This window comes from Kitasatospora sp. NE20-6 (assembly GCF_045862635.1).
Genome location: NZ_BPRL01000089.1, coordinates 1 through 22,904 on the forward strand (window position 1 = coordinate 1; position 22,904 = coordinate 22,904).

Annotated in this window: 20 protein-coding genes, 1 tRNA gene and 1 riboswitch; of the genes, 6 read left to right on the forward strand and 15 right to left on the reverse strand. The window is 74.4% G+C overall.

Annotation, left to right across the window (positions count from 1 at the left end; genetic code table 11):
* Both SNE206_RS36970 and SNE206_RS36975 read left to right on the forward strand, forming a co-directional pair.
* A partial coding sequence (locus SNE206_RS36970; protein WP_407917996.1) for a hypothetical protein occupies positions 1 to 102 on the forward strand: 102 nt, incomplete at its 5' end.
* Between the two features lie 324 nt (positions 103 to 426).
* A complete protein-coding gene (locus tag SNE206_RS36975; RefSeq protein WP_407917974.1) occupies positions 427 to 1,347 on the forward strand; it encodes a hypothetical protein in 921 nt (306 codons plus the stop codon).
* Positions 1,348 to 1,519: 172 nt separating this feature from the next.
* Here the strand turns inward: SNE206_RS36975 and SNE206_RS36980 are convergent, their stop codons facing one another.
* From SNE206_RS36980 to SNE206_RS36990, 3 genes are all read right to left on the reverse strand, one after another.
* Entirely contained in the window at positions 1,520 to 1,903 is a 384-nt protein-coding gene (locus tag SNE206_RS36980) for a hypothetical protein (protein WP_407917975.1), read from the reverse strand.
* A gap of 83 nt (positions 1,904 to 1,986) precedes the next feature.
* Positions 1,987 to 2,889: a Bax inhibitor-1/YccA family protein gene (locus SNE206_RS36985; RefSeq protein WP_407917976.1), complete on the reverse strand. Its 903-nt coding sequence runs from the start codon at positions 2,887 to 2,889 to the stop codon at positions 1,987 to 1,989.
* Positions 2,890 to 2,999: 110 nt separating this feature from the next.
* A tRNA-Leu gene (locus tag SNE206_RS36990) sits at positions 3,000 to 3,084 on the reverse strand.
* 308 nt (positions 3,085 to 3,392) lie between these two features.
* Between SNE206_RS36990 and SNE206_RS36995 the strand changes: the two genes are divergently transcribed.
* Together SNE206_RS36995 and SNE206_RS37000 are read left to right on the forward strand one after the other, a co-directional pair.
* Complete coding sequence (locus SNE206_RS36995; RefSeq protein ID WP_405011835.1) at positions 3,393 to 4,166, forward strand: ABC transporter ATP-binding protein; 774 nt, start codon at positions 3,393 to 3,395, stop codon at positions 4,164 to 4,166.
* Between the two features lie 46 nt (positions 4,167 to 4,212).
* The gene (locus tag SNE206_RS37000) at positions 4,213 to 6,771 is read left to right on the forward strand and encodes an ABC transporter permease (RefSeq protein ID WP_407917977.1); all 2,559 of its coding nucleotides are present in this window, start codon (positions 4,213 to 4,215) and stop codon (positions 6,769 to 6,771) included.
* 310 nt (positions 6,772 to 7,081) lie between these two features.
* Here the strand turns inward: SNE206_RS37000 and SNE206_RS37005 are convergent, their stop codons facing one another.
* From SNE206_RS37005 to SNE206_RS37035, 7 genes are all read right to left on the reverse strand, one after another.
* Entirely contained in the window at positions 7,082 to 8,458 is a 1,377-nt protein-coding gene (locus SNE206_RS37005) for an NAD(P)/FAD-dependent oxidoreductase (protein ID WP_407917978.1), read from the reverse strand.
* Between the two features lie 428 nt (positions 8,459 to 8,886).
* A complete protein-coding gene (locus SNE206_RS37010; RefSeq protein WP_407917979.1) occupies positions 8,887 to 9,828 on the reverse strand; it encodes an exopolyphosphatase in 942 nt (313 codons plus the stop codon).
* Complete coding sequence (locus SNE206_RS37015; protein WP_407917980.1) at positions 9,825 to 10,484, reverse strand: DUF501 domain-containing protein; 660 nt, start codon at positions 10,482 to 10,484, stop codon at positions 9,825 to 9,827. The genes SNE206_RS37010 and SNE206_RS37015 overlap by 4 nt, the downstream gene beginning before the upstream one ends.
* On the reverse strand, positions 10,481 to 10,921 hold the full coding sequence (locus SNE206_RS37020) for a septum formation initiator family protein (RefSeq protein WP_405011840.1): 441 nt from the start codon (positions 10,919 to 10,921) through the stop codon (positions 10,481 to 10,483). Before SNE206_RS37020 ends, SNE206_RS37015 begins: the two co-directional genes overlap by 4 nt.
* A 131-nt stretch (positions 10,922 to 11,052) precedes the next feature.
* Positions 11,053 to 12,342, reverse strand: a complete 1,290-nt coding sequence (eno, locus tag SNE206_RS37025) for a phosphopyruvate hydratase (RefSeq protein ID WP_407917981.1) — start codon at positions 12,340 to 12,342, stop codon at positions 11,053 to 11,055.
* Positions 12,343 to 12,547: 205 nt separating this feature from the next.
* Positions 12,548 to 13,411 carry a transglycosylase family protein gene (locus SNE206_RS37030; protein WP_407917982.1) on the reverse strand — a complete coding sequence of 288 codons (864 nt, stop codon included), beginning with the start codon at positions 13,409 to 13,411 and terminating at the stop codon, positions 12,548 to 12,550.
* Positions 13,412 to 13,415: 4 nt separating this feature from the next.
* Positions 13,416 to 13,602, reverse strand: a riboswitch (cyclic di-AMP (ydaO/yuaA leader).
* 191 nt (positions 13,603 to 13,793) lie between these two features.
* Positions 13,794 to 15,071, reverse strand: a complete 1,278-nt coding sequence (locus tag SNE206_RS37035; protein WP_407917983.1) for a cytochrome P450 — start codon at positions 15,069 to 15,071, stop codon at positions 13,794 to 13,796.
* Positions 15,072 to 15,250: 179 nt separating this feature from the next.
* Between SNE206_RS37035 and SNE206_RS37040 the strand changes: the two genes are divergently transcribed.
* Positions 15,251 to 15,679 carry a hypothetical protein gene (locus tag SNE206_RS37040; RefSeq protein ID WP_407917984.1) on the forward strand — a complete coding sequence of 143 codons (429 nt, stop codon included), beginning with the start codon at positions 15,251 to 15,253 and terminating at the stop codon, positions 15,677 to 15,679.
* Here SNE206_RS37040 and SNE206_RS37045 read toward each other — a convergent pair.
* The 5 genes from SNE206_RS37045 to SNE206_RS37065 form a co-directional block, all read right to left on the reverse strand.
* Positions 15,637 to 16,629: a MazG family protein gene (locus tag SNE206_RS37045; protein WP_407917985.1), complete on the reverse strand. Its 993-nt coding sequence runs from the start codon at positions 16,627 to 16,629 to the stop codon at positions 15,637 to 15,639. The genes SNE206_RS37040 and SNE206_RS37045 overlap by 43 nt on opposite strands.
* Before the next feature lie 55 nt (positions 16,630 to 16,684).
* Complete coding sequence (locus tag SNE206_RS37050; protein WP_407917986.1) at positions 16,685 to 17,323, reverse strand: SurA N-terminal domain-containing protein; 639 nt, start codon at positions 17,321 to 17,323, stop codon at positions 16,685 to 16,687.
* Between the two features lie 160 nt (positions 17,324 to 17,483).
* Positions 17,484 to 19,250 (reverse strand): protein kinase domain-containing protein, encoded by a 1,767-nt coding sequence (locus SNE206_RS37055; protein ID WP_407917987.1) that lies wholly within the window; start codon positions 19,248 to 19,250, stop codon positions 17,484 to 17,486.
* Complete coding sequence (locus SNE206_RS37060; RefSeq protein ID WP_407917988.1) at positions 19,247 to 19,879, reverse strand: hypothetical protein; 633 nt, start codon at positions 19,877 to 19,879, stop codon at positions 19,247 to 19,249. Before SNE206_RS37060 ends, SNE206_RS37055 begins: the two co-directional genes overlap by 4 nt.
* Before the next feature lie 69 nt (positions 19,880 to 19,948).
* The gene (locus tag SNE206_RS37065) at positions 19,949 to 22,075 is read right to left on the reverse strand and encodes an N-6 DNA methylase (protein ID WP_407917989.1); all 2,127 of its coding nucleotides are present in this window, start codon (positions 22,073 to 22,075) and stop codon (positions 19,949 to 19,951) included.
* A gap of 184 nt (positions 22,076 to 22,259) precedes the next feature.
* Between SNE206_RS37065 and SNE206_RS37070 the strand changes: the two genes are divergently transcribed.
* The gene (locus SNE206_RS37070; protein WP_407917990.1) at positions 22,260 to 22,850 is read left to right on the forward strand and encodes a DUF4352 domain-containing protein; all 591 of its coding nucleotides are present in this window, start codon (positions 22,260 to 22,262) and stop codon (positions 22,848 to 22,850) included.
* Positions 22,851 to 22,904: the final 54 nt, after the last annotated feature.

Consider the following 22,904-nt stretch of genomic DNA (forward strand, 5'->3'; position numbering starts at 1 on the left):
CTGATCAACTCCCTCCAGTGGCACGACAAGCAGTACGGCCTGGAGACCATGTGCGTCGGCGGCGGCCAGGGCATGGCCATGGTCATCGAACGCCTCAGCTGAACCACGACACCGGGCCACGCCCACCGACACCGAACCGTGGGCGGGGGCGTGACACTGCTCGCACCACCCGTTCGGAGTGACACTCCGTAATTGAGGGCCGGATCACACCCGAAAGGCGATCCGGCCCTCGATTTTGCATTTCCGGGCCGTTTCGTCGACGCAGCGGAATTGCTCGACTGCGCTGCGTATAAGGGCTGTACCTAACAATTTGGGGACAAGTGCGGAAGTCCGGCATGAAGGGGACATCAGCCACTGCAGCAAACCGCCCGCATGCGGCACTGTGGATGTGCACCCCCGTTCCACTCCGCGCAAGGAGTACATTCCGTGAGCGTCGTCTACATCTCTCTGCTGCTGATCCTGATCGCCGTCGCCACCGCTGTGCTGCTCCAGGTCCGCGCGTTGTCGCGCCGCCTGGAGGCCCGGCACACGTCACCGGTCGCGGCGTCGGCCACGGTCGACGAGGCCTCGATACGCCGGGCGGTCACCGAGGCGCTCGCGGCCGACAGGGAGCGGGAGATCACCGAGGCCCGGGCGTTCTGGGCCGAGCAGGAGGCGCGCGCCGCGGAGGACTCCCCGCTGTTCGACGGGCCGTTCCTGAGCGTGGGCGAGGAGTGGCCGCTGTTCTTCCCGCGGCCGACCGGCCCGGAGAGCGCCGCCGACAACGCGGGTTCGATGGACCCGGGCTTCGGCGAGGCGCTGCGCAACGCGCTGGAGGACATCGCCAAGGACGGCCCCGCCGAGGGCGGCCTGCGACCCGGCCACCCCTCCCAGGGCGGCGGCGCACCGCTGCCCTCCGAGGCCGGCGGTGACGCCCGGGCCCGCCGCGAGGCCGACCTGCTCGCCACCGGCCTGGAGTCCGGCCTGCTGGACGCCGAGGCCGAGCCGGCCACCGCACCGGACCCGCGCCGCCACCCGTCGCACCCCGACTTCGTGCCCAGCCAGACGCCGTCCCGCGAGTGGACGGACACCCGGCTCACCGTGCTCGCCGACGAGCGGATCGCGCTCACCGACGTCCGCCCGGGCCCGCTCGGCACGCTCGACGTGTACGCCTTCGCCGACGGCACCTCGCTGTGCGTGGCCCCCGGCGACCGGGAGGCGGCCTACCGGCTGATCGACGCCGTCCGGGCCGGTGAGGACGTGCGGCTGCTCGGCGGCTCCCGGTTCTCCGGCTCGTACTCGCTGACCTTCTCGACGGACGAGGAGGCGGTGTACGTGCTCGCCGACCGCGTGGTCGCGAGCATCTGACACCAGCGCACGACCCAGCACGACCCAGCAGGACACCGGCCGAGGGCCGGTCGGGCGGCCCCGGGGCTGCGCGCCCGACCGGCCCTCGGCCGTCTCCGTCCGTCTCCGTCCGTCTCCGTCCGCGGCACCGGCCGGCGTCGGCGCGCGGCCGGCCGGGCGGGTGCGGGGGGTGTCAGGCGGTGAGGGCGTCGGCCGCCGCGACGGCTGCCAGGGCCTCCGCGAGCACCTCGGGGCGGCCCGCCGCGGCGGCGGCGAGGTCGTGCCCCGCCACCGCGAGCTGGTCGCCCACGGCGAAGGCGCCGGCGTCCGGCACCGCGCGCGGCGGCTCGCCCTCCAGGGCGAGCGCGGTCGCGGCGAACCCGCGGACGAGGGCCAGGACGGCCGCCGCGCGGGAGGCGTGGCCGGGCACGGCGGCGAGCAGCCGGCTCTGCGGCATCGAGCGGAACCGGTCGGCCAGGCGCTCGACGGCGTCCAGCAGGGAGGCCTGCGGAGCGATCTGCGGGACGGCTTCGGGGTCGGCCGGGCGGGCGGCCACCGGGGGGTGCGCATCGGACATGCGGGGAGCGTATCGGCCCCGGAACGGGTCCGGCCCCGGGAGCGCGTGCTCCCGGGGCCGGACCGTCGTGCGTGCGGTGCCGGTCAGTCGTCGCCGCGGAGGATGGCGATCAGACGCAGCATCTCCAGGTAGATCCAGACCAGCGACAGGGTGAGCCCGAAGGCGGCCCGCCAGGCCTCCTCCTGCGGGGCGCCGTAACGGATGGCCTCCTCGATCTGGGCGAAGTCCAGCGAGAGGAAGAAGGCGCCGAGGGCGATGCCGACGAGGCCGACCACGATGCCGAGCGGGCCGGAGCGCAGGCCCATGTCGGCGCCGAGGGCGGAGGCCACGAGGTTGACGAGCAGCAGGCCGAGGAAGCCCATGGCGATGGCCAGGCCGATCCGCGTGTAGCGCGGGGTGACCCGGATGCGGCCGCTCTTGTAGGCGACGAGCATCGCGCCGAAGACCACGGCGGTGCCGAGCACGGCCTGGATGGCGATGCCGGGCCAGATGGTGTTGAAGACCTTGGTGATCGCGCCGAGGAAGAAGCCCTCCAGGCCGGCGTAGAGCAGGATCAGCGGGGGGCTGACGCTCCGCTTGAAGGTGACGACCATGCCGACGACGAAGGCGGCCAGCGCGGCGCCGACGGCGAAGCCGTAGTTGTCGGAGGGAAGGGCGAACCACGCGAGTGCACCGGCGGCGACGAGGGTGAGGAGCGTGAGGGCCGTGCGGGCGACCACGTCGTCCATGGTCATCCGGCCGGTCTGCAGCGGGCCCGCGGAGGGGGCCTGGTACATCTCGGAGAGCTGCTCGTCCGTCAGCTGGGCGCCCGCGGGGCCGGCGTACGGGTTGTTGCCGTACGGGTTGTTGCCGTAGGGGCTGCCGCCGGCCGGGGCGCCGGGGCCCTGGGCCCCGGGGTGGGGCTGCTGGGTGGTGCCGAACCCCGCGTAGCCGGTGTCGCGGGTGAAGGAGCCCTCCCGCGAGAAGACCGGGTTGCTGCTTCTCATGTCATTCCCTCCGGGGCGGCACGGCGCTGCCCACGGAAACAGGGTAATGGTTTGGCAAAGCATTGCGCGTACGCCGTGAGGAGGATCTTGCGAACGGCGAAGGTGTGCGCTGGTGCCCGGAGCCGGACTCGAACCGGCACGGCCTCGCGGCCAAGCAGTTTTAAGCTGCCCGTGTCTGCGTTCCACCACCCGGGCGTGAACCGCGCGCCCCTGTTCGGGCTTCCCTGAGCCTAGTCTCCCGGATCCCCGTTTCGCATGTTCCGGGCATCGGAAGTTGTCATGTTTCCTTGCCATCTGACGAACTGTCCGATATTCACCCATGCCTGCACCCCGATCCGGCCACGCCGGGCGGTCGGGGTCGGGGTCATCCCGGAGGAGGAGGACCGCGGGGGCCGGGTACGCCTGGCGGGGGTCGTGGCAACCGTCCGCCGGAGCGACGATATCCATGATCGCGCACGGGAGGATCGAACGGTCAGCCCCCCTCTCCCGACAGGAGCCCTCCCGTGACCACGACGACCGCATCCGCCGTCCGCACCGGCCAGGCGGCCGCCCGAGCGACAGGCCTGAACAAGGTCTACGGGGAGGGCGAGACCCGCGTGGTCGCCCTGGACGACGTGAGCGTGGCCTTCGGCCGCGGCGAGTTCACCGCGATCATGGGCCCCTCCGGCTCGGGCAAGTCGACGCTGATGCACTGCATGGCCGGGCTCGACACGGTCTCTTCGGGGTCCGCCACGATCGGCGACACCGAGCTCGTGGGGCTGCGCGACAAGCAGCTCACCCGGCTCCGCCGGGACAAGATCGGCTTCGTCTTCCAGGCCTTCAACCTCCTGCCGACGCTGACCGCGCTGGAGAACATCACGCTGCCGATGGACATCGCCGGCACCGCCGTCGACCGCGCCTGGCTCGACCGGGTCGTCGACACCGTCGGCCTCTCCGGCCGGCTCTCGCACCGCCCGTCGCAGCTCTCCGGCGGCCAGCAGCAGCGCGTCGCGTGCGCCCGGGCCCTGGCCTCCCGCCCGGAGATCGTCTTCGCCGACGAGCCGACCGGCAACCTCGACTCGCGCTCCGGCGCCGAGATCCTCTCCTTCCTGCGCAACTCCGTGCGCGAACTCGGCCAGACCGTCGTGATGGTGACGCACGACCCGGTCGCCGCCTCCTACGCCGACCGCGTGGTGTTCCTCGCCGACGGACGGATCGTGGACGAGCTGCTCGCGCCGACCGCGGACACCGTGCTGGACCGGATGCGCCGCTTCGACGCCAAGGGCCGGACGAGCTGACGCTCCGTACGCAGCCCGCCCGACCCCACCTCCCCAGGACGCATCCATGTACCGCACCGCACTGCGCAACGTGCTGGCCCACAAGGGCCGACTGCTGATGACGGCGCTCGCCGTCCTGCTGGGCACGGCCTTCGTGGCCGGCACCATGGTCTTCTCCGACACGTTCGGCAAGGCCCTGCAGAACAGCTACTCCAAGAGCTACGCCGACGTCTCCGTGCTGATCACCGATCCGGCCGCGGACAGCTTCCGCCAGGCCCGGGAGCGCGGCGACACGCCGCAGGACCAGCTCACCGACGCCACGGTCGCCCGGCTCGCCGCCCTGCCCGGCACGGAGCGGGCCCGCGGCCTGGTCTCCGGCTTCGTCGGCGTCGCCGACCGCAAGGGCGAGCTGATCGGCCAGGGCTGGAGCGCCCGCGGCGCCAACTACCTGCCGGACGCGTCCGGCGCGGACCCGCGGTACCCGATGACCCGGGGCCACGGGCCGCAGCGGACCGGCGAGATCGCCCTCGACCGGGAGACCGCCGACAAGGGCGGCTACGCGGTCGGCGACACCGTGCGGATCGCCTCCGACGGGCCCGCCTCCGACGTCCGGCTGGTCGGCGTCTTCACCACCGACGACCCCGAGGTCGGCTCCGGCAGCTCGCTGACGCTGTTCGACAACGTCACCGCCCAGCGGCTGCTGCTCGCCCCCGGCCGCTACAGCAGCATCGCCCTCACGGCGAAGCCCGGCGTCGCGCAGGGCGCCCTGCTCACCCAGGCCGTCCCCGCCCTCCCCGGCGGTGACCGGATGGAGGCCCGGACCGGGCAGGAGCTGACGGACACCCAGGCGAAGCAGATCGCCGAGGGCACGTCCGGCATGAAGACGGCGCTGCTGGCCTTCGCCGCGATCTCGCTCTTCGTGGGCGTCTTCATCATCGCGAACACCTTCACCATGCTCGTCGCCCAGCGCACCCGGGAGCTCGCCCTGCTGCGGGCCGTCGGGGCGGCCCGCGGGCAGGTCGTCCGCTCGGTGCTCGTGGAGGCGCTGCTCATCGGCGTGATCGCCTCGGTCGCCGGTCTGGCCACCGGTGTGGGCATCGGCGCGGGCATGCAGGCCCTGCTCGGGGCGATGGCCCCCGGCATGCCGTCCGGCAGCCTGGTGGTCGCCCCGGCGACCGTCGTCGTGTCGCTGCTGACCGGCGTGCTGGTGACGGTGGTGTCGGCCGTGCTGCCCGCCCTGCGGGCCGCCCGGATCGCCCCGGTCGCCGCGATGAGCAGCGGCGACCAGCCGGTGAGCCAGAAGAGCCTGATCGTGCGCAACAGCATCGGCGGCGTGATCGCCGGCGGCGGTCTGGGCCTGGTCGCGTACGGCGCCTCGCTGGGCGGCGACTCCGGCCGGATGGCCGTCGGCGGCGGCGCGGGCGTCGCGCTGATCGGCATCTTCCTGCTGCTGCCGCTGCTCTCCCGTCCGGTGGTCGCCCTGGCCGGGCCGCTGCTGCGCGCCACCGCCGGCACCGCCGGACGCCTCGCCCAGCAGAACGCGGTGCGCAACCCGCGCCGTACGGCGGCGACCGCCGCGGCCCTCACCATCGGTCTGACCCTGGTGAGTTCGCTGACCGTGATCGGCACGTCGGTGGACGACGCCGTGGGCCGCGCCGTCACCAGCGGCATGCGGGCCGACTACAGCATCAAGACGGCCAACGGCATCTCGCCGGACCCGGCGCTGGCCGGCGCGGTGGCCAAGGTGCCCGGGGTGTCCGCGGTGAGCGCGATGACCGACGTGTACTGGAAGGTGGGCGCCCGCGAGCGGGCGATCAGCGGCGTGGACCCGGACGCGATCGACCGGCTGGTCGCCCTGGACATGGAGGGCGGCACGGCCGCCGCGCTGAAGCAGGGCCTGGTCCTGGTCGAGGGCGACACCGCCCGCAAGAACGGCATGACCGTCGGTTCGACGCTGCCCGTCGAGTACCCGGACGGGCAGAGCGGCACGGTGACCGTGGGCGGGCTGTTCCGGAAGAACGAGCTGCTCTCCCCCGTGGTGATGGCCAACGCCGAGGTCCTGCGGCACACCGAGGACCCGTACGTCACCCAGATCCTGGTGAAGGGCGCGGACGGTCCGTCGGCCGGCCTGCGGGCGGCGATCAAGGACGCGACCGGCAGCAACCCGGTGATCGACGTGAAGACCAAGCAGGACATCCGGGAGGAGTTCAGCCAGATCATCACCTTCATGCTGAACCTGATGTACGGCCTGCTGGCGATGTCCGTCCTGGTCGCGGTGCTCGGCGTGGTCAACACGCTGGCGATGTCCGTCTTCGAGCGCAAGCGCGAGATCGGCATGCTGCGCGCCATCGGCCTGGACCGGCGGGGCGTCAAGCGGATGGTCCGGCTGGAGTCGGTGGTGATCTCGCTCTTCGGCGCGGTGATCGGCGTCCTGCTCGGCTGCTTCCTCGCCTGGGCGGTCAACGGCACCATGGAGGCGAGCCTGCCCGGGCTGGGCACGGTGCTGCCCTACGGCAAGCTCCTGGCCTTCCTGGCACTGGCCGGGCTGGTGGGCCTGGTCGCGGCGGTCTGGCCCGCCCGCCGGGCGGCGCGGCTCGACATCCTCGGCGCCATCAAGACGGACTGACGGAGCGCCACAGGGCCCCGGCCACCCCCGCACGGAGGGGGCCGGGGCCCTGTGGCGCGCCCCCGCGGCGGAGCCCGCGCAGGGCACCCGCGGGGGCACGCACGCCCCTGCCGACGCCTCCCCGGCCGGCACCTCCCCGGCCGGGCACGCCGAAGGCCCCCGCCCGGTTACGGCGGGGGCCTTCGGTCACTTCTGTACTCCGCCCGACTCGCACGGCCGGCTGAGCACCACGGAGGTCGTGGTCCGGCGTCGTTGCCGGGCGGAGGGCCTCCGACTCATACCCGGCCCACCAGGGCCGGGTCGCAGTCGCCTACTTGCTGGTCGCCAGCTCCTTCTCGGCCGGCTTGGCGGCCGCCGGGACGGCGGGCCGGGCGGCGGGGGCCGCCGCCTCCTGGAACGCCTCGAACGGCTTCTCCATCTCGGCGAGGCCGACGGTCTCGCGCTTGAGGAACATCGCCAGCGTCCAGTCGGTGAATACGCGGACCTTGCGGTTCATGGTGGGCACCCGGCTGCCGTGGTACAGACGGTGGAACCACCAGGCGGGACGGCCCTTCAGCTTGTACTTGCCGAAGAGGATCGCCACGCCCTTGTGCAGGCCGAGACCGGCGACCGCACCGAGGTTCTTGTGCTTGTACTCCTTCTGCGGGAAGCCCCGCATGCCGGAGACCACGTTGTCCGCGAGGACGAGCGCCTGACGCACCGCGTGCTGGGCGTTCGGCGGGCACCAGGCACCCTCGCCGACGGCGAGGTCCGGCACCTGGGCGTTGTCGCCGGCGGCCCAGACGTAGTCGAAGCCCTGCACCTGGAGGGTGGCGGCGGTGTCCACGTGGCCGCGGGGGCCGAGCGGGAGGCCGAAGTGGTTCAGGACCGGGTTCGGCTTCACGCCGGCCGTCCACACGATGGTGGAGGCATCGGCCTCGACGCCGTTCTTCAGCACCACGTGCTGGTCGACGCAGGAGTCCATCGAGGTCTCGATGTAGATCTCGATGTTGCGCTCTTCGAGCTTCTCCTTGGTCCACAGACCGAGGTCCGGGCCCATCTCCGGGAGGATCCGGTTGGCCGCCTCGACGAGGATGAAACGCATGTCCTCGCGGCTGACGGTCTTGTAGATCTTCGCCGCGTCCCGGGCCATGTCCTCGACCTCGGCGATGGTCTCGACACCGGCGAAGCCACCGCCGACGACCACGAAGGTCAGGGCCTTGCGCCGGATGTCCGCGTCCGTGGTGGACTCGGCCTTGTCGAGCTGCTGCATGACGTGGTTGCGGAGGCTGATCGCCTCCTCGACCGTCTTCATGCCGATGCCGTGCTCGGCGAGGCCGGGGATCGGGAACGTGCGGGAGACCGAGCCGGTGGCCACGACGAGGTACTCGAAGGGCAGCTCGTAGGACTCGCCCGCTGCGGGCTGGATGGTGGCGACCTTGCGGGCGTGGTCCACACCGGTGACAGCACCGGTGAGCACCTCCGCCTTCTTGAGGGCGCTGCGCAGCGGCGCGACGAGGTTGCGAGGCGCGACGTTGCCGCCGGCCGCCTCGGGAAGGAAGGGCAGGTACGTCATGTACGACCGCGGGTCGACGACCGTGACGGTCGCCTCCCCGTAGCGCATCTTCTTGAGGATGCGCATCGCGGCATACAGGCCGACGTAACCACCGCCGACAATGAGGATGCGAGGACGCTCCGTGGTGCTCATATCCGAAAGTATCCACCCCCCTCGGACCGGCACTTCGTGAGGCCCGTCACAAGCCTCTGGACACCCTCTGCTACACTGCGCGGCCGCATTTCGGGGGTGTGGCGGTCCGCTCACGCGGACGGACGGGCAGGGGTGAGCCCGCGGGGGGCGATGCCCTCGCTGAGCAGCAACGTTCCCGGCAGGGGGCGAGTTCCCGAGCGTCATTTCGAATCCATCGCCGTGCAGCGAGGCGGGCCTGCGATCCGGTGGTTCGACACGGAGGGCGACCTTTGGTCCCACATATCGGACGGACCGGGCCCCGGAGTCCGACGAAAGGCTGGTCGGCCATGTGAAGAAATTCACGAAGGTTCTCGTGACACGCCGTGCAGCGCGCGGCCCCGGGTGCCACCAAGGCACTCCGGGGCCGTTTCGGTAAGGACCGCCGACCGTCAGGAGGCGATACTCCAGGCGATGCCGTCGAGGATGTCGTGCTCGCTGACGACCACCTCCGCGGCCCCCGTCCGCTCCATGATCTCCAGCAGCACGAGCGCACCGGCCGCGATCACGTCGACCCGGCCGGGGTGCATCACCGGGATCGCCGCCCGCTCCGCGTGCGTCGTGGTCAGCAACTGCCCGGCGACCTCCCGGACCTGCTCCACCGTGAGCCGCGCGTGGTGGATCCGCTCCGAGTCGTACGCCGGCAGGCCGAGCACGATCCCGGCGACGGTGGTGACCGTGCCGGCGAGGCCCACCAGGGTGGCGGCCCCGGTCAGCGGCACCGTCTCGGCCGCGGTGTCCAGCGCGGCCCGGACGTCCGCCCTGGCGCCCGCGATCTGGCCCGGCGTCGGCAGTTCGGACCCCGCGAAGTGCCGCTCGGTCATCCGCACGCAGCCGATGTCGACCGAGCGGGCCGCCTCCACCTCCGCGCCGCCGAGCACGAACTCGGTGGAGCCGCCGCCCAGGTCGAAGACCAGGTAGGGGGCCGCGAACGGCTCCCCGGTCAGCTCCTTGGTCGCGCCGGTGAACGAGAGGCGCGCCTCCTCGTCCCCGCTGACCACCTCGGGGGAGACCCCGAGGATGCCGCGGACGCCCTCGGTGAACTCGGCCGCGTTCTCGGCGTCGCGCGAGGCGCTCGTCGCGACGAAGCGGATCCGGTCCGCACCGACGCCGTGCGCGGCGACGACCCCGGCGTACTCGCGGCACGCCGCGAACGTGCGCTCCAGCGCGTCCGGGTGGAGCCGGCCGGTGGCGTCGACGCCCTGACCCAGCCGGTTGATGACCATGCGGCGGTCCAGGTCGGTGATCCGCCCGGTCTCCGGGTCGAGATCCGCGATCAGCAGCCGGACGGAGTTGGTGCCGCAGTCGATGGCGGCGACCCGGGTGGTGGTCACTTCTCCCCCTCCTCGTCCGCCAGGCGCTTCTTCTCCGCGCGCTCGACGGCCTTGCGCTCCTTCTCCGCGATCACCGCGGTGTGGTCCTGCGCCTTCGCCCGGTTCTTCGCGACCCGGGCACCGGCCGCCTCGACCTCGGCCGGGGAGACGCACGGGCCCTTGGCCCACCAGTCCTCCAGCATGCCGATCGCCTCGTCGCCGAGCGGGTTGACCCCGGGGCCCGCCGCGAGGGCGTGGCCGACCAGCACGTGCAGGCACTTCACCCGGTCCGGCATGCCGCCGGCGCTCGGGAAGCCCTCCAGCACCTCGATGGCGTCGCGCCGCGCGATGTAGTCGTCGTGCGCGGCCCGGTACGCCGCGGCCAGCTCCGGATCCCCGGCGAGCCGGGCCGTCTGGTCCTTCATCACACCGCCGGCCTCCAGCGTGCCGATCAGCGACGCGGCCCGGGGGCAGGTCAGGTAGTAGAGCGTGGGGAACGGCGTGCCGTCGGGCAGGCGGGGGGCCGTCTCGACGACGTCCGGGTTGCCGCACGGGCAGCGGTGGGCCACGCCGCGCAGACCGCGCGGAACCCGCCCGAGCTGCGCGGCGATGGCGGCGACGTCGGCCTCCGCGGTGATGCCGTCGGAGGCGGGCTGGGGGTGCTGTTCAGAGGTCATGGGGCGCTGTCTTCGTGAGGGGCGGGGGCCTGGTCGGCCAGGTCGACCGATTCCAGGACGGTGGTGTACCAGGGCTTGGCGGCCCTCGCCTGGCCGGAGGGCAGGGCGTCGGCGGAGTCCGGGCCCGGTGCGGCGGACCGCGAGGGGTCGACCGAGACGAACGGCGTCTCCCCCGGCATCGCGAAGTGCAGCCGGGCCCGGGCCTGCGCCTTCACGTACTCCGGGTCCTGCCAGCGCGCCCGCTCACGGCGGAGGTCCTCCACCTGCCGGCGGGCCTGCTCGGCGCGGGCCCGCTGGTCGGCGATCTCGGAGCGCTGGGTCAGGAACTGGCGGGTGGGGTAGGCGAGGATCGCCACCAGGGAGCAGAGGACGAGCACGAGCACGGTCGCGCGGCTGGTGAAGCGCGGCCGCCCCGCCAGTCCCGGGATCTTCCACATCGCTCGTACCCCTCCTGCTCGCACCGGTGCCCCGGCTCCACCCTACGGGGTGGGAGCCGGGGCACCGGTCCTGCGGCTGTGTGTCAGCGGCGGTTGTCAGCAGCGGCCGTCAGGCCCCGTGCCTGCCGCGCTCACTGGTCCGCGGGGCGGAACCGCGGGAACGCGCCGCGGCCGGCGTACTGCGCGGCGTCGTCGAGGATCTCCTCGATGCGCAGCAGCTGGTTGTACTTGGCGACGCGCTCGGAGCGGGCCGGGGCGCCGGTCTTGATCTGGCCGCAGTTGGTGGCGACGGCGAGGTCGGCGATGGTGACGTCCTCGGTCTCGCCGGAGCGGTGCGACATCATGCAGCGGTAGCCGTTGCGCTGGGCGAGCTCGACGGCGTCCAGGGTCTCGGTGAGCGAGCCGATCTGGTTGACCTTCACCAGCAGCGCGTTGGCGGTGCCGGACTCGATGCCACGGGCCAGACGGGCCGGGTTGGTGACGAACAGGTCGTCGCCGACCAGCTGCACCTTGTCGCCCAGCTTGTCGGTCATGGCCTTCCAGCCGTCCCAGTCGGACTCGTCCAGCGGGTCCTCGATGGAGACGAGCGGGTACGCGGCGACGAGCTCGGCGTAGTAGTCGATGAGCTCGGCGGAGGAGATCGCCTTGCCCTCGAAGGTGTAGGCGCCGTCGTTGTGGAACTCGGAGGCGGCGACGTCCAGGGCGAGCGCGACGTCCTTGCCCGGGGTGTAGCCGGCCTTCTTGATGGCCTCGACGATGAGGTCGAGCGCCTCACGGTTGGAGTCGAGGTTCGGCGCGAAGCCGCCCTCGTCGCCCAGACCGGTGGAGAGGCCGCGCTCCTTCAGCACGCCCTTGAGCGTGTGGTAGACCTCGACGCCCCAGCGGACGGCCTCGGAGAAGGACTCCGCGCCGATCGGAGCGATCATGAACTCCTGGATGTCGACGTTGGAGTCCGCGTGCGAACCGCCGTTGAGGATGTTCATCATCGGCACGGGCAGGACGTGCGCGTTCGGGCCGCCGAGGTAGCGGAACAGCGGCAGGTCGCTGGCCTCGGAGGCCGCGTGCGCGACGGCGAGGGAGACGCCGAGGATGGCGTTGGCGCCGAGCGAGGACTTGTCCGGGGTGGCGTCCAGGTCGAGCATGGCCTGGTCGATCAGGCGCTGCTCGGTGGCGTCGTAGCCGACGAGCTCCGGGCCGATCTGCTCGATGACGGCCAGGACGGCCTTCTCCACGCCCTTGCCGAAGTAGCGGTTCTTGTCACCGTCGCGCAGTTCCAGGGCCTCGAAGGCACCGGTGGAGGCGCCGGACGGGACGGCGGCACGGCCCGTGCTGCCGTCGTCGAGACCCACCTCGACCTCGACGGTGGGGTTGCCGCGAGAGTCGAGGATCTCACGGGCTACGACGACATCAATGGACGGCACGAAGCATCTCCTAGCGGAAGCGGATGTGGGTCGTTACGACCCGAGCCTAACGGCACGGCGCCCCAGGGCCATGCCGGGCATGGCCCTGTCTCACCGTGTGACCGGGCTACTCGCCGGTAGTTCACCTGGAGGACCACGCACCGGACCGCCCCGCCCCCGGGTGGCGGCCCCGGGGGCGGACGGTCGCCGGCGCGGTGCCGGTCAGTCAGTCGAGCTGCAGCAGCTGGCCCGGCACGATCAGGTCCGGGTCCTCGCCGACGACCGGGCGGTTGCTCGCGTACAGCTGCTCCCAGCCGCCGGCCAGGCCGCGGGCGGCGGCGATGCCCGACAGGCAGTCACCGGGCTGCACGGTGTACGCCTCGCGGCCGATCGCGGGCACCGGCACCGCCTGCAGCGTGCGCCCGGCCCCGCCGTCCGCGCCCTCGTCCGCGCCCTCGCCCGCCGCCTCGCCCGACCCGGTGCCGGCCGGTTCGGCGGGGGCGGGTTCGGTGTCGGCCGGTTCGGCGGAGGCGGGCGGCACGTGGCGCTCGAAGATGTCGCGGTGCGCCGTCCAGTACCAGCCGCCGTCCTTCTGGTACCAGTACACGCTGCCGCCCGCGTCCCAGCCGCCGTGGCCGGGGAAGACCGGCGCACCGCCGGAGCGGGTCGCCGCGGCCGGCGCCGCGGCCGGCGCGGGCGCCGCGGAGCCCCCGCCACGGGTCAGGCCTGCCCGTTTGGAGCAGACGGGCCAGGCGCCGGGCCCCTGTGAGGCGAGCACCTTCTCGGCGACGGCGATCTGTTCGGTCTTGCTCGCCTGGTGCGCGTAGGCGGCGTACCGGGCGCCGCCGAAGCCCTTCCAGGTGCGGGCGGTGAACTGCAGTCCGCCGTAGAAGCCGTTGCCGGTGTTGATCCGCCAGTTCCCGCCGCTCTCGCACTGGGCGACCTTGTCCCAGACGGAGACGGGCGCGGCGTGCGCGGCGGCCGCGGTGAGCAGCGGCATGGCGAGGCCGACGCCGGTGACGCCCGCGACGGCGACCGCCTTCTCGGCGGACGTCCGACGACGGTGACGGCCAGGTCCGGTGAAGATCATGGGTTGTCCCTCTCCGAACGCCTGCGAGGTGAGCTGTCGGGTTCGGACCGGGAGGCTGGCCCGGCCGCGGCCGCAGGAGGGGACCTGCTGACGCGGCTTCACCCCTAGCCGTGGGGGACGGCGACGTACGTGGTTCCCCCGCCCCTGTCCTTGTCTCGGTCGGTCGTCCCGGGGTGCGGCGGACAGGATTCGGCGTTGTCGCGCCCGGGGCCCGCTGGCGCGGGCTGTCCGGAGAGTAGGCAGATGTGATGACCGATCACAAGCTCATATCGGCGTTATCACGTAAGAATTACGACGCACTGCTCATCGGACACGAACAAAGCCGTTTTGTCCTGATTCGCCCGTGTTCACCCGGACGCCACGCCCACGGGTCGACACACCGTCAGCCCGCGTCCCGCCCCGCCTCCGGGGTGAAGGAGACGGGCAGCTCGCGCAGACCCCGCATGATCAGGCCGCCGCGCCAGCGCAGGTCCGCCGGATCCGCGGCCAGGGCGAGGTCCGGCAGCCGGGTGAGCAGCGTCGCGAGGGCGGCCCGGCCCTCCAGCCGGGCGAGCGGCGCACCGATGCAGTAGTGGATGCCGTGCCCGAAGCCCAGGTGCGGGTTGTCCGTCCGGGCGAGGTCGAGGGTGTTCTCGTCGGCGAAGCGCGCCGGGTCGCGGTCGGCGGCGGCCAGCACCACCAGCACCGGGTCGCCCTCCGGGATCGCCGTCCCGCCGATCTCCAGGGGGCGGGTCGCGAACCGCCAGGTGGCGAGTTCCACCGGACCGTCGTAGCGCAGCAGTTCCTCGATGCCGGTCTCCAGCAGGCCGCTCTCGCCGCGCTCCACCGACGCCTGCAGCAGGGCCCGCTGGCCGGGGTTGCGCAGCAGCGCGTACAGGCCGTTGCCGATGAGGTTGACGGTGGTCTCGAAGCCCGCGAACAGCAGGATGAAGGCCATCGCGGCGGCCTCGTTCTCGGTGAGGTGCTCGCCGTGGTCGCTGGCGCGGATCAGGCCGGAGATCAGGTCGTCGCCGAGGTCCGCGCGCTTGCGGTGGATGAGGTCCGCCAGGTAGGTGCGGATCCGCTTCACGGCACGCCCGACACCGCCGCGCTGCGGCGCGCGCTGCCCCGGCTTCGTGTGGCGGAGCATCATGCCCGCCCAGTCGCAGAAGTCGTCCTGGTCCTCGGCGGGCACCCCGAGGAGGTCGCAGATCGCGTAGATGGGCAGCGGGAAGGCGAACTCGTGGATGAGGTCGGCCGTGCCGCGGGCGGCGAAACCGTCGATCAGCCGGTCGGTGAGCTGCTGCACCCGCGGCTCGAAGGCGGCGATCCGGCGCGGCGTGAACGCCTTCGACACGAGCCGGCGCAGCCGGGTGTGGTCCGGCGGGTCGATGTTCAGCAGATGCGTCATCAGGTCGGCCTGCCGCTCCCCCGGGATGCCGACCCGGCCGCTGCGGTGGGCCTGCGCGCTGTGGTGCCCGGGGTTCTTGGAGAGCCTGCCGTCGGCCAGCGCCTGCCGCGCGTCGGCGTACCGGGTGACCAGCCACGCGTCGACGCCGCTGGGCAGCGTGGTGCGGTGCACGGGCGCGTGTTCGCGCAGCCAGGCGTACGCGGGGTAGGGGTCTGCGGCGAACTCCCACGTGAAGAGTTCGGGCCGGTCGGGCCGGTGTGTGTCGGGCATGTCCCCGACCGTATCCGCTGCCGTCCGGCGAGCCGGTCGGCCCCGGGAGGCGTGAGCCTGGTCACCTGGGGGGTAATTCCTGTTGCGGAGGGTCTCGGCGTGCCTACGATCCTCCGAAAACCGTAGGAGACGGCTGTGCGGGCCGTCCACGGGGTGTCGCTCTGGGAGAGGAGCAGGCCATGCGAGTAGCCGGGGCAGTGGTGGTCATCGCGGTACTCCGCGGCGGGGACGGCGGGGGCCTCGCCCGCCGCTTCGCCGCGGCGGGTGCCGCGGGCCTGCTGATCGCCGATCTGCGCCCCGGAGTGGCGGAGGACCTCGCCACCGAGCTCGACCGCCCCGGCTGCCCCGTCGTCGGCGTCAGCGGCGACGCCCACCAGCCGAGCGACATCGCCGCGCTGGTCGCCACCGCCGCCAAGCACCTCGGCCCGATCGGCCTCTTCGCCGTGGCCGGCCCGGACGGCGAGCGGATCGTCGCCCTCGACGACCTGCCGGACCACCTCGACCCGCTGGCCGAGCTCCTCGCCCTGGTCGGCGAGGCGATCATCGAGGTCGTGCCGCCGCAGCGTCAGCCGGTGAGCCCCTCGGCGGCCCGCACCGCCGTCCGGTAGCGGCGCGCGGCCCCGCGCAGCGCGGCGTCCACGTCGACCCCGGCGTCGTACGCGCGCTGCGCGACGGCCAGCAGGAGCTCTCCGGCCGACTCGGCGGTCAGCCCGTCGGGCAGCGCGTACGCCGCGTCGGGCACCGCCGTGAAACCGGCCCGGCGCACCCGGGAGACGAGCTTCGCCGCGTAGGCGAGGGCGGGCAGGCCGCCGGGCACGCCGTCCAGCACGGACTCGCGCTGCTTCTCGGCGGCCTTCAGCTGCTCCCAGTTCGCCTCGACCTGCGCGGACCCGCTCGCCTCGACGTCGCCGAAGACGTGCGGGTGGCGGTACATCAGCTTCTCGACGATGTCACCGGCCACGTCGTCGATCGAGAACGGGTCGTCCGGGTGCTCCTCGGCGATCCGGGAGTGGAAGAAGACCTGGAGGAGCACGTCGCCGAGCTCCTCGCGGAGCGTGCCGCGGTCGCCCTCCTCGATCGCCTCGACCAGCTCGTACGCCTCCTCCACGAGGTACTTCACCAGCGTCTCGTGGGTCTGCTCGGCGTCCCACGGGCAGCCGCCGGGCGAGCGCAGCGTGTCCATCACCGAGGCGAGGTCCAGCAGCCGGGCCCCCGGCAGGTCGTACGAGCCGGGCAGCAGCTCGATCTCCGGCACCGTGCCGGCCCCCTCGACCGCGAGCCGGGCGAGCGCGTCGGTCAGGCCGGGGTCGCCGTCCGGGCTGCCCAGCCACAGGACGGGGGCGGCCGTCACCAGCGTCCGGGCCAGCGCGGGCGCGGACGCCCGTTCGACGATCTCCACCTCGACACCGGCCTGCCGCAGCGCGGGCAGCTGCGGGTGCGCCGGATCGGCCGCCAGGACGCGCCCGGCCGCGTGCAGGGCCTCCCACGCGGGCCAGGACAGCAGGCCCGGGGCGACCCGGTGGGTGGTGGTCAGCAGGATCAGCTTCGGAGTCTCCACCCCCCGAACCTACCTCCCGCGGCGGGCCCGCCCGGCGGCGTCCGGCGGCCCGGGGTCAGGCGGTGGCGCGCTTCGCCGGCAGCCAGTCGGTGTCCGCCTCGACGAGCGTGATGCGCTGCGGATCCCACCGGCCGTAGCGGGGGTTCACCTCGACCTTCAGCGCCGTACCGGCGTCGGCCAGCGCCTTGCGCACCACGGCGTCGCCCTGCTCCGTGCGGGCGTCCTGGCCCGCGGCGGCGGCTATCGCGCGGATGCCGAGCTGCTGGCGGTAGAAGTCCGGCACGTCGGCGGCGGCGACGCCCTGGCGGAGCAGCAGTTCGCGCCGCAGGGCGGCCTCCCCGCCGAGCAGCTGGGCGTCGGCGTCCCGCACCTGGGCGATCTCCCCGTCCGTGACGGTGAGGCCGCGGTCGGCGAGGGCCCGGGAGATCACCCGGTCCAGCACGAGTCCGGCGACCGTCCGGCGGACGAGCCCGGCCTGCTCCTGGGCGGCGGCCTCCGGCGCGGCCTCGGCCGTGGCCTCGCGCAGGGCGCCGACCTTGGCCTGCACGGTGGCGATCCGGATCTGCTCACCGCCGACCACCGCGGCCGCCCCCTGGTGGGCCGGTGCGCCGCCGCACGCGGACAGCACGGCGGCCGCGAGGAGGACGCCGGCGGCCGTGCGGGCCGGCCGGAGGGCGGAGCGGGTGCGGATCACGGGGGGCCTCCCGGGCTGGGGGTGCCCCGGCCCTGCGGCCGGGGGTACGGCTGGTGGGGTGTCCGGTGGTTCTCCTGGCTGGAGTGAACAATAGGCAGCCGCACGGCCGTTGCCCAGACCCCGAACCACCCCGTGCGGATCTTCCGGCCGCCCCGGCCGCTCAGCGGCCGGTGGCGTACGGGTTGCCCGGCACCGGCGGCGGGGCGGGCCCGCCGAAGAGCCGCGGGTCGGCGGGGGCCGGACCGCCGTACGGCGGGGTGCCGTAGGGCGGGGTGCCGTAGGGCGGGGTGCCGGGCGGCGGCCCGGCCGGGGCGGGTGGCGGGGTGCCGAACGGGGTGGCGTTCCGGTCGGTGCCGACCCGGTCGAGCAGCGCCCTGACCCGGTGGACCTCCGGGTGGTGCGGGCCGTGCCGGCGCTCGGTGTCCAGCAGGAGTTCGAGCAGCGTGTGCCAGGCACCGTCGTGGTCGCCGGACTCGGCCAGCAGGCGGCCGGACCGCTCGCGGACCTCCAGCCCGAGGTCGGCGTCGCGGGGCAGCGCGCCGGCCAGCTCGCGGTACTCGGCGAGGGCCTCCGCCGTGCGTCCGAGCCGTTCGAGGCAGTGCGCCCCGCGGGCGCGGTGGCCCAGCACCGAGGGGTCGTGCGGGCCCAGCTCGGCGGTGGCCGCCGCGGCCAGCAGCCGGTACTCGGTGAGGGCCTCCCCGGGGCGGCCCTCCTCCAGCAGGGTCCGGGCCCGGATCGTCCGGACGGTGCGCACCAGCGGTGCGCCTTCGCCGAGTTCGGCGGACGCCCGCGGCAGCAGCAGCGACGCGAGGGCGAGCACCTCGGTGTGCCGGCGGGCCGCGACCAGGTCGGAGAGCCGGGCGCAGGCGTCGGCGAGTTCCCCGTCCGGCCCGGCCGGGCCGGGGACGGCGGCCGACGGCACCGGGCCCGGCGGCCGGACCGGGTCGGCGGACGGTACCGGGGCTGCGGCCCGCGGCGCCGGGGGCACGGGAACGGCCGGAGCCGGCTGGTGCGGGTGGAGGTACGGCCGGGCCGGGTCGGGCAGCGGACCGTAGGGCGGCTGCGGGGCGGCCGACGGGGCGGGCAGCAGCGGCAGGAGCGCCGCGTACACCTGCCGGGCGTCGGCCGGGCGGTCCCCCGGCCGTTTGGCGAGCAGTCCGAGCACCAGCCGCTCCAGCACGGGCGGGACGTCCGGGCGCAGGCCGCGCAGCGGGGGCGGCGGCTCGTCGACGTGCCGCCGCAGCACGCCGAGGGCGGTCGGCGCGGCGAACGGCGCCTCCCCGGCGAGCATCTCGTGCAGGAGGCAGCCGAGCGCGTAGAGGTCGCTGCGGGGGTCGACACCCGTCGCCAGCGCCTGCTCGGGGGCCATGTACGCGGGGCTGCCGATCGGGGTGCCGGTCAGGGTGAGCCGGGTGGCGTCCGGGTCGAGGGCGGTGGCGATGCCGAGGTCGAGCAGCACCGTGCGGCCGTCCGGACGGACCATCACGTTGCTGGGCTTGAGATCGCGGTGGACGACCGGCACGGCGTGCACGACGGCGAGCGCGGCACAGATCTGGGCCGCGGCGGCGGCCGCCCGTTCCACGGTCAGCGGGCCGTCCTCGGCGAGCAGGTCGGCGAGGCTCACCCCGGGCACGCGCTGCATGACCAGGTGGAGCTCGCCCTCGTCGGTGCCCGCGTCGAAGACGGTGACCAGCCCGGGGTGGTCCAGTGCGGCGCTGATCCGGCTCTCGCGCAGGAAGCGGCGGCGCAGTTCGTCGCCGCGGCTCCCGGTGGCGTCCTGCGGGCCGAGGACGTCGGTGCGGAGCAGCTTGACGGCCACCCGGCGGTCGAGGCGCTCGTCGTGGCCGGCCCACACCTGGCCCATGCCGCCGTGCCCGATCTTCTCGGTCAGCCGGTAGCGGCCGCCGACCACCCGGGCCGCGGTCACGGCCGGCCGTCCCCGGCCTGCCGGCGCAGCAGTTCGCCGAGCTGCTGCAGGTCGTCGGCGGCGGGCGCGGGTACAGGGGCTGGGGCGGGGGCGGGGGCTGGGGCGGGGGCGGGGGCTGGGGCGTACGGCTGCGGGGCGGCGGGAGCGTACGCCTGGGGCACGTACGGCTGAGGCGCGTACGGCTGGGACGCGTAGGGCTGCGGCGCGTACGGCTGGGACGCGTACGGCTGCGGCGCGTACGGCTGGGGCGGGGCGGGGGTGGGTGCGTACGGTGCCGGGTGCAGTGGGGCGGGGGCCGTCGGGGGCCGCCTGCGCAGCTGGTTGACCACCACGAGGTGGACGGCCGGGAGCAGCCAGACCACGGCCAGCAGTGCCTGCCCGCCGTGGTCGTAGGCGTTGTCGGCCTCGTCGGGGCCGGAGGAGAGCCCGATGCACACGTAGAAGGCGAGCTGGCAGAGGCCGAAGAACACCGCACCGGCGATGTCGGACGGCCGGCGGGTGCGGAGGGCGAGCAGCAGGGAGGGCACCATCCCCACCACGCCGAAGGAGAGCACGGCGAAGAGCGAGAAGCGGTTCGGCAGGGCCGGGCCGGGGCGGTGGCCGGGCTGCCCGTCGGGGTGGCCGGACATGAGTGCTCCTGTGCGGGGTCGGGGGTGGCCCGCACACGGTACCGCCGCACCGGTGGTGCGAGCAGGCGGTTACGGGGTCGGGCCGTGCCCGCCCTGACCGGTCGTCAGTGTGCCTCCTGCCAGGCCGTCGGTGAGCCCCTGGGCGAGGGAGCGGCCGAGGGCGGCGGCCTCCTCCAGCGCGGACTCGAAGACGGCGATCCGGTCGAACGCCTCGCCCAGCACCCGCTGGCGCTCGGGCGGGACGCGCGGCAGCTCGACCCGGCGGACGTCGAGCCGGGTCGTGGTGGAGGCGTAGCTGCTGGCCCGGCGGGCGCTGCCGGTGGCCCGGAGCACCCCGGCGAGGAAGTCGGGGTCGAGCTGGGCCGGGTCGGGCCGGAGCAGGTGCAGGCGGGGGCCGAGGACGACGCCGTCGAGCGGGCCGCCCGGCCGGACGACGCGGGCGGTGCCGCAGCCGAGGGCGGGCACGAGGACGTCGCCGGGGCGGGTGCGGGGTGCGGCCCCGGCGGCCGCGGTCGCGCTGGGCGGTGCGCCGGCCGTCAGGTCCTGGTCGGTGAGGACGGGCACGGCCGGTGCCCCGTCGCCGGGCGGGCGCAGGGCGGCGGCCTGGCCGCTGGAGTGGATCTCCAGGGCGCCGGCGCGGGCGAGTTCACCGACCGTCACCAGGGGCGGGTCGGCCGCCACGGGGGCGTCCGTGACGGCGGCGAGGGCGGCGTCCGGTGCGGCGGGGCCGGCGAGGAGTTCGGCCAGCCGGCCGCCGAGGTGGTGGAGGGCGGCGGCGCCGCCGTCCGGGGCGGCGGCGGGCAGGTGGCGGGCGGGGGTGAGGTCGGTCTCGTCGTCGAGCAGGTCCAGTGCGGGGACGGCGCGCTGCAGGCCCGGGCGGTCGGCGGGCAGCGGCAGGCCGTCGCGGGCGGCGTCGTCGAAGGCCCGCCAGGCGTCCAGCACGGTGCGGTGCAGCGCGGGCCAGTCGAGGCGGTCGCGGCCGCCGTCGGCCGCGGGGTGGGCGGCCGCGGCGTCGAGCAGCAGCACCCGGCGGAAGTCGTCGTCGGCTCCGGGCCGGCGGAGCAGCCACAGGTGCAGCGGGACGCCGTACGGCGGGGCGGCCCCGGCGGGCAGGGCGACGACGGCGCGCAGGGCCCCTGAGCGGAGGAGTTCGGCGCGGATCCGGCGTCCCGCGCGGCGGGCGGCGACGGTGGGCGGGAGCAGCAGGGCGCCGAGCCCGCCGGGGCGGATGTGCGCCAGGCAGTGCAGCACCCAGGCGAGTTCGGACTCGCCGCGGGGCGGGACGAGGCCGTGGGGCCAGCGGGAGTCGTACTGGAGGTCGTCGTGGCCCCAGTCGCGTTCGTTGTAGGGCGGGCGGCAGAGGACGGCGTCGGCGGTGAGCCCGGGGTGGGCGTCGGCGCGGAGCGCGTCGCCGGGCCGCAGGTCGAGGGCGAGGGGTTCGGGGGTGCCGGGCGGGGTCCGCAGGGCGAGCCGGAGCAGGGCGAGGGCGGCGTGCGCGGCGTCGGGGTCCTGCCCGTGGCGGGTGGTGTCCGGCCCGGCGGCGAGGAGCAGGGCGCCGAGTCCGCAGGCGGGGTCGAGCACGGTGGCGCTCCCCGACGCGAGGTCGGCGAGCAGGGCGGCCGCCTCCGGCGGGGTGGCGCCGGACTGCCGGGTGCCGGCTTCGGTGTGCCGGGTGAGCAGGTGTTCGTACGCCTCGGCCGGCCCGTGCTCGTCGGCGAGCCGGGCGAGGAGGCGGACGAGGTCGAGGTAGGTGGCTCCGGCGAGGGGGGGCAGGGCGAGGAGGGCGGCGCCGTCGGGGCCGAGCACGCTCTGCGCGGTGTGCCGGAGGGCGCGGGGCAGGGCGGTGGCGAGCCGGGTGTCGGGGGCGTCGCGCAGTTCGGGCCAGGTGGAGGTCCGGTGGTGGAGCAGCAGGAGGAAGGCGCCGGCGGTGACGAGCGGGATGCCGGAGGGGTCCGCGGGGTCGCGGAGGGTTTCGAGCAGCTGCCAGGCCCGTTCGAGCACGGGGATCTCGGCGATCTTGCCCTGGGTGCGGAGCCACTGCTCGACCTGGTCGAGGCGGAAGGTCGGGCTGCTGTCGGTGCCGCCTGCGGGCTGCGGGAAGTCGGGGTGGCGCCGGCGCCAGTTGCTGACGGCCGCGCGGCCGACGCCGGCCAGGCGGGCGATCTCGGCGGCGGTCACCTCGGGGCGGTCCGGCATCGGGGACTCCTTCGCGTGTGACCGCCCAGCATAGCCAGGCGCCACTCCACGGCGTTCACATGTGAACAGAGAGGTTTTACAGATTTCTGTTGACATGGTTCACAGCAGATGGTGTGATCGGGTCATCGCCGAGAACGGCCCGATGCCGCGGCGAACCCACCGGACCCGTACAGGAGTTCACGTCATGGCCATCACCTCCGCCGCCCGCCGCTCCGCCGCCCTCCTCCTGGGCGCCTCGCTGGTCGTCCTCGGCGCCACCGCCTGCGGCACCACCGGCGGCTCGGTCTCCACCGAGGCCAAGAAGCCGGGGTCCGCCGCACCGGCCTCCGCCGGCGGGGCCTCCAAGGCCGCCGCACCGTCCGCCGCCAAGGTCGGCGACACCATCGCCCTCAAGGGCTTCGAGAAGAACTCCACGGCCGACGTCACCGTGGTCAAGGTCGTCGACAACGCCGAGGGCGAGGACGAGTTCAGCAAGCCCGCCGACGGCAAGCGCTTCGTCGCGGTGCAGTTCCGCATCAAGGCCACCGGCAAGGCCTACAGCGACGCCCCCTCCAACAGCGCCAAGCTGCTGGACACCCAGGGCCAGTCGTACGACGCCGGCTTCTACGACACCAAGGCCGGCCAGGGCTTCTCCGGCTCCGTCGACGTCGCGCCCGGCGAGAGCGGGCTCGGCTTCCTGACCTTCGAGGTGCCCGTCGGCACCGTCCTCGACCGGGTGCAGTTCACCCTCGACAGCGGCATGGCCGACCAGACCGGCCAGTGGAAGCTCTCCTGAGCCCGTCGCAGCCGGCCGCCCGGACCCGGCGGTCCCCGGCCCGCCGCAGCCCGG